The following is a 4,681-nucleotide window of genomic DNA, read 5'->3' as shown; positions in this document are numbered from 1 at the left end:
CGGCTGGCTACCGCCCGGGCGATCTGCTCGCGGCGCTCATGTGCACTGGCGGCGAAGCAGGACGCCAGGAACAGCAATTCACCGCCGAAGTGCGCGACCAGGCGCTGGGCCATCTCCAGGCCAAGAATGTCGATCAGTCGATGCTGATCGGGCAGGGTGGAGGGTACGTAGACGATGACGCGGTGGCGTCCGGTGGTGCTGGAGGTGGTCGGCGGCCATGCACGCACCAGCGTGAGGGCTGCGGATTCGCCGATGACCTCGGCAAGGGTCTGGATGCTGTCGGGCAGGGCGTTCATGGCAAGGTTGGTCAGTGGCATTGGTATCCACTGTTGCCATCCCGTCGATCACGTCAACACCTTTCATCTACTTGCGGCACTTGCGACTGAAGGCATTCAGATGCGTGCGCGAGGACCGGCGAGTACCTGCATGCGCAGGTTTGCGATGCGGCCCTGTCATGCCATCCGGCCTTGCCTGTGGTTTCGCTGGTTCTCCCGTACTCCTTGTCCTCACCTGCTGGAAACGGAGACAGGGCAATAGGGGACGGCAGGTACAAGGTGAGGACGGCCACGGTGTTGATGCTCTTGCCGGGGGCTTGGGTGCCTGAAACGAAAAAGCCCCGGACGATGCCGGGGCTTCAGGACTGCAGGTGGTGCTGGGTCAAAGGTCGAACACCAGGTTGCCGCCGGTCTTGCGCGGAATGTAGCCGGCATCACGCAGCCAGCGGGCTGCATTGACCTGGTCCATGCGCTTGACCGGGAAACGGTTGGCGAACATCAGGAAGCGCGCCACGGTGATCGACTCGCCCTTGCCCTTGAGCGCGGCCAGCGTCTCGATGAACCACGGAGCGGGGGGCTGCTGGTTGCCGGGGCGGGCGGTGGTACGTGCCTGCTTGGCGGCAGTAGCCTCGGGCTGGGCGCTGGCCAGCGAGCACAGCGAAATGAAGATCGCATCCAGACTCACGATGTCCTTGCCACCCTTGGGCTGCGACTTGAACAACGCGATGGCCTTCTGGCGCGTCGACGTGAACTGTTCGACCTCCATGACATTTCCTCTTTGCGAAAGCGGTTGGGGATGCAGGGTGACGGCAGGTGCCGTCATTGATGGGGGACGACCTTACATCATTTTCGCCGATGATGGGCCGGAACCTGCTTTATGGATGAAGAAAGCAACGGACCGGCCCGTCGCACGGCGGCGGTTCCGGCAGGCCGTTCAGATCACGCCACGGCACATCAACTGGTCCAGTGCCGTGCGCACCAGATCGGCCGCGCTGCGGTCGTTGTGCAGCTCGAAATCGATCAGCGCGGCGGGCAGCGGCTGGCCGCTGGCATGCAGGTCCACGCTGTCGTGGCCGGGGCGGGTGATGCGGATCACAACGCCGCCCTGGCGGCGGATGGCGCGGGCCTCGTCGGCGGAATGGACATCGGGAACCAGACCGCCTTCGGGCAGGCGCGAGAACAACGAGCGCACCCACAGCTCCGGATGGACATGCTCGCGACGACATCCGGCGCTGGCACTTGGCCGCGCCGGGGCCGCAAAGGTGTCGCAGCGCAGGGCCAGCGCGGAGGCCAGGCCGTTGGCGAGGGTGTCCTTGCCCACGCCCTTGCCACCGGCGATGCCGATGTAGAGCGGTGGCCGCGTCAACGGGGCGGATCGCAGCGGCACGCTGCCAAAGGCGGAACCGCAGCGGAATGCGGCCAGCGTGTCGGCGATCATGCGCTGGCTGCTGTCGAGCGAGGCGGGGATCATGCGGTAAGTACTCCTTGGGGAATGCGCAGGCGCGGCGGCAGTCAGCAATCGCTGCCGGTGGTGCTGCGGGCGCGCAGGATGCGCTGGGTGATGCGGCCGCCGCGTGCTGCGGCGGCGATCGGGTCGAAGCACAGCATGGCCGTGGACGTGCGGCGGCCGGCGGCGAGGTGGTCGCGGATGGTCCGTTGCGATAGAACCGGTACGCGTTGATGGATCTGCTGCACGGTCAGCTGTTCGCCTTCGAAGGCGTGCAGGCGGGCGCGAGGCATGGCTGGGCTCCTGGAAGGTGGCGTGGCCGTTACCCATATCTTGYCTTTGTAGCCGCCTCTAGTCAACACCTTTCATCTACTGTCATCCATTACCGGGGGCACGGGGGCCGCTGCGTCCCATATCCGCAGCGCAGCCGTTGCCAGCCGATCGCGCTCGGCAAGACCACGTGCTGCCTGCACGCCCTGAAGGTACTGCTGGCGGTGCCGGCGAGGCCCTATCTTCATCCTGCGTCCGCGCGCATCGATGCGGTGGTAGCCGTCCAGCCCCAGCAGGTGTCGTGCCTCGCAGTCCAGGCGCCAGTCGGCGCTGCTGTTGCCGACATCACGTCCGTCGTGGGTCCGGGGCATCAGAACGGTCCGGCGGCGTGCTCGGCAACGCTGCGGCTGCGCGGTGGCATCAGCCACACTTTCGCCCGTTCCTTGCCGATCAGCCTGGTGCGTACGTCATGGCGCTTGACCACGTAGGCTGCCGCCTCGTTGACGTCCCGGCGGTTGGGCTTGTCGATGCCCACGGCAATGGCGATCTCGGTGGCGCGATAAGGCACGCTCCGCTGCTCGGCAGGCAGCGACCAGTCGAAGTGACGGTCGATCAGCTCGGCGATCGGCGAGATCGGTTCGTGTTCGCTGTTGGTGGCGTTCAGCGCGTCCAGCTCATCACTCGCCAGATGCCAGGTTTCGCCGTTGCAATAGAGCGCATGCGCTTCGGCCCAGACCTGCTGCATGTCGATCCGGGCAGGCTCGCCCAGCGCCACTGCGTGCACGGTCCACCAGCGCGTATTGCCGGTGGCATCGCGCAGGAAGCGTTCGTCGTTGACACTGGCAAACAGGATCGTGCGCCGCGCATAGCGTGACTCGGTGCGCGCGTAGGGCCGCCGGATTTCATCATGGCTGCGGGAGATGAATGACTTCAAGGCGGCGATATCGGTGCGGCGGAATGTGGCATCTACCTCGCCCAGCTCGACGATCCACTTGGAGATGACCTGCTTGACGCTGTCCTTGTTGGCGGGGTCGAGCACCACGCCGTCGGCGATCAGCTGCAGCTCGGCCGGTGCCAGCTGCCGCGCCCAGCGCGTCTTGCCCAGGTTCTGCTTCGACACGAAGGTCAGTACGCCGCGGGCGACCACGCCATCAGGCTCGAATGCGGCAGCAACGCCGGAGATCAACCAGCGTCGCATCAGGATCTCCTTCAGCACGCGTCCGTCGGCCATGCGTGTGGGCTGGGCTTCCTGCACTGTGTCGAAGAACGCCTGCAGGCGTGATTGCCCATCCCATGGCCGTGAGGTGATCCAGCTGGCGACCGGGTTGTACGGATTGGCCTCGGCCACCTGGCACAGGTTGGTCTCGAAGCTGGCGACGGCCATGCCGGCGCGGTGCATGCAGTCCATCACTTCGCCGGCGGCGACCTCCTTGGCATTGTCCACCGTGGTCTGCAGGCCGGGGACGAGGATCTCCAGATCCTTGCGGATGACGTTGTAGCGCACGATCACGCCGGTGCGCCGGCACAGTTCGGCCAAGTTGCGCGCGGTCGGCAACGGCCGGCCACGTGCGCTGCAGTCGGGGAACGGGGTGAAGGTGTCGAAGGCGGAGAGGTTGCCAGGTACCAGATAGCGCGCGGCCGCCACTGCTGGCGCCTCATCTTCCGTAGCCGCTTCATCGGCGGTGGCGGCAGGGGCGGGCATCAGCTGCGCACGCAATGCCCCCAGGCCTTCGCGCAGATGCAGGTCGTTGAAGTCGGTGGGGCGGTCATCCTCGTCGTGCAGAACGGCGAACTCCGGCCATACCACGCGTGCATCGATGTCCGCAGCGGCATGCGTTGCCTGGGTGACGCCGGGGTTCTCCAGCGGTTGCCGGGTCCATTGGTCGTTGTCGGCGCAGATCACCAGGCTTGCGTCTGGCATGGCGGTGCGCCATGCGCGCGCGACCGAGGCGAGGTTGCCTGCGTCCCAGGCCACCACCACGCACCAACCGGTCGCCTGATGGATGGATTCCGCCGTGGCGTAGCCCTCGGCGATGGCGATGGGCTGGCCGGACAGTGGCTTGCCGATGACATGGAAGCAGCCTTGTTTGCGGCCGCCCGCCAGGAAGTCCTTGTCGCGACCGAGCGCCAGGTCCATGCGTGGAAAGATCGCCTGCAGCGAGACGATTCGGCCCGCGGTATTGGTCACCGGGACCAGCAGTGCGTTGTCGATGTGCCGGAACACCAGACCATCGCTGTTGCGCACCGGCCACGCCGCTACGCGCAGCCCGTGCGCCTGGATGCCCTTGCGCACAAGATACGGGTGGCTGGCATCGGCAGGCACTGCACGGTTCCACAGGACATTGGCCGCCTTGGCCGCCGCGTCCTCGCGTTCGCGCTGCTGTCTTTCCCGCTCCGCGCGGGCGGCATCCTGGCGCTGCCGGATCGCGCGTTGTTCGGCGGCGGTCAGGGAGGTCGGCGACTTCGCGCACCACCCTTGGCGCAGGCCGGTACGCCAGCTGCCGAACTCGCCGGCGGGCACGTTGTCGCCGAACAGCACGGCCCAGCCATTGCGCGTGCCGCGGCGATCCCCCTCGACGTGGAAACGCACCAGCGTGCCGTCCGCATTGAGTGCATCTCGGCCACGTGCATCAGGCACGATGCCGTGCGTGTGCATGGCCTGCAGGAATGCTGGAACGATGTCCTGCAC

6 protein-coding genes are annotated in these 4,681 nt (G+C 66.5%); all 6 read right to left on the bottom strand.

Going from position 1 to position 4,681, the window contains the following annotated elements:
- Positions 1–296, bottom strand: a 296-nt coding sequence (locus AB4Y84_RS13665; protein ID WP_442250288.1) for a hypothetical protein, incomplete at its 3' end; no start/stop codon positions are given.
- 361 nt (positions 297–657) lie between these two features.
- Positions 658–1,041 carry a hypothetical protein gene (locus AB4Y84_RS13660; RefSeq protein WP_223484784.1) on the bottom strand — a complete coding sequence of 128 codons (384 nt, stop codon included), beginning with the start codon at positions 1,039–1,041 and terminating at the stop codon, positions 658–660.
- Positions 1,042–1,209: 168 nt separating this feature from the next.
- Positions 1,210–1,746, bottom strand: coding sequence for a hypothetical protein (locus AB4Y84_RS13655; protein WP_442243905.1), 537 nt, complete (start codon positions 1,744–1,746; stop codon positions 1,210–1,212).
- Positions 1,747–1,787: 41 nt separating this feature from the next.
- Positions 1,788–2,015, bottom strand: a complete 228-nt coding sequence (locus tag AB4Y84_RS13650) for a hypothetical protein (RefSeq protein ID WP_105163551.1) — start codon at positions 2,013–2,015, stop codon at positions 1,788–1,790.
- A gap of 72 nt (positions 2,016–2,087) precedes the next feature.
- Positions 2,088–2,363 (bottom strand): DUF7696 family protein, encoded by a 276-nt coding sequence (locus AB4Y84_RS13645; protein ID WP_442243904.1) that lies wholly within the window; start codon positions 2,361–2,363, stop codon positions 2,088–2,090.
- A complete protein-coding gene (locus tag AB4Y84_RS13640; protein WP_442250287.1) occupies positions 2,363–4,681 on the bottom strand; it encodes a VapE domain-containing protein in 2,319 nt (772 codons plus the stop codon). The genes AB4Y84_RS13645 and AB4Y84_RS13640 overlap by 1 nt, the downstream gene beginning before the upstream one ends.

The organism is Stenotrophomonas sp. 2YAF22, from assembly GCF_052114665.1.
Taxonomy (GTDB): domain Bacteria; phylum Pseudomonadota; class Gammaproteobacteria; order Xanthomonadales; family Xanthomonadaceae; genus Stenotrophomonas; species Stenotrophomonas indicatrix.
Note: the sequence above shows the minus strand (reverse complement) of the source record. Positions and strands in the feature narration are given on the sequence as shown.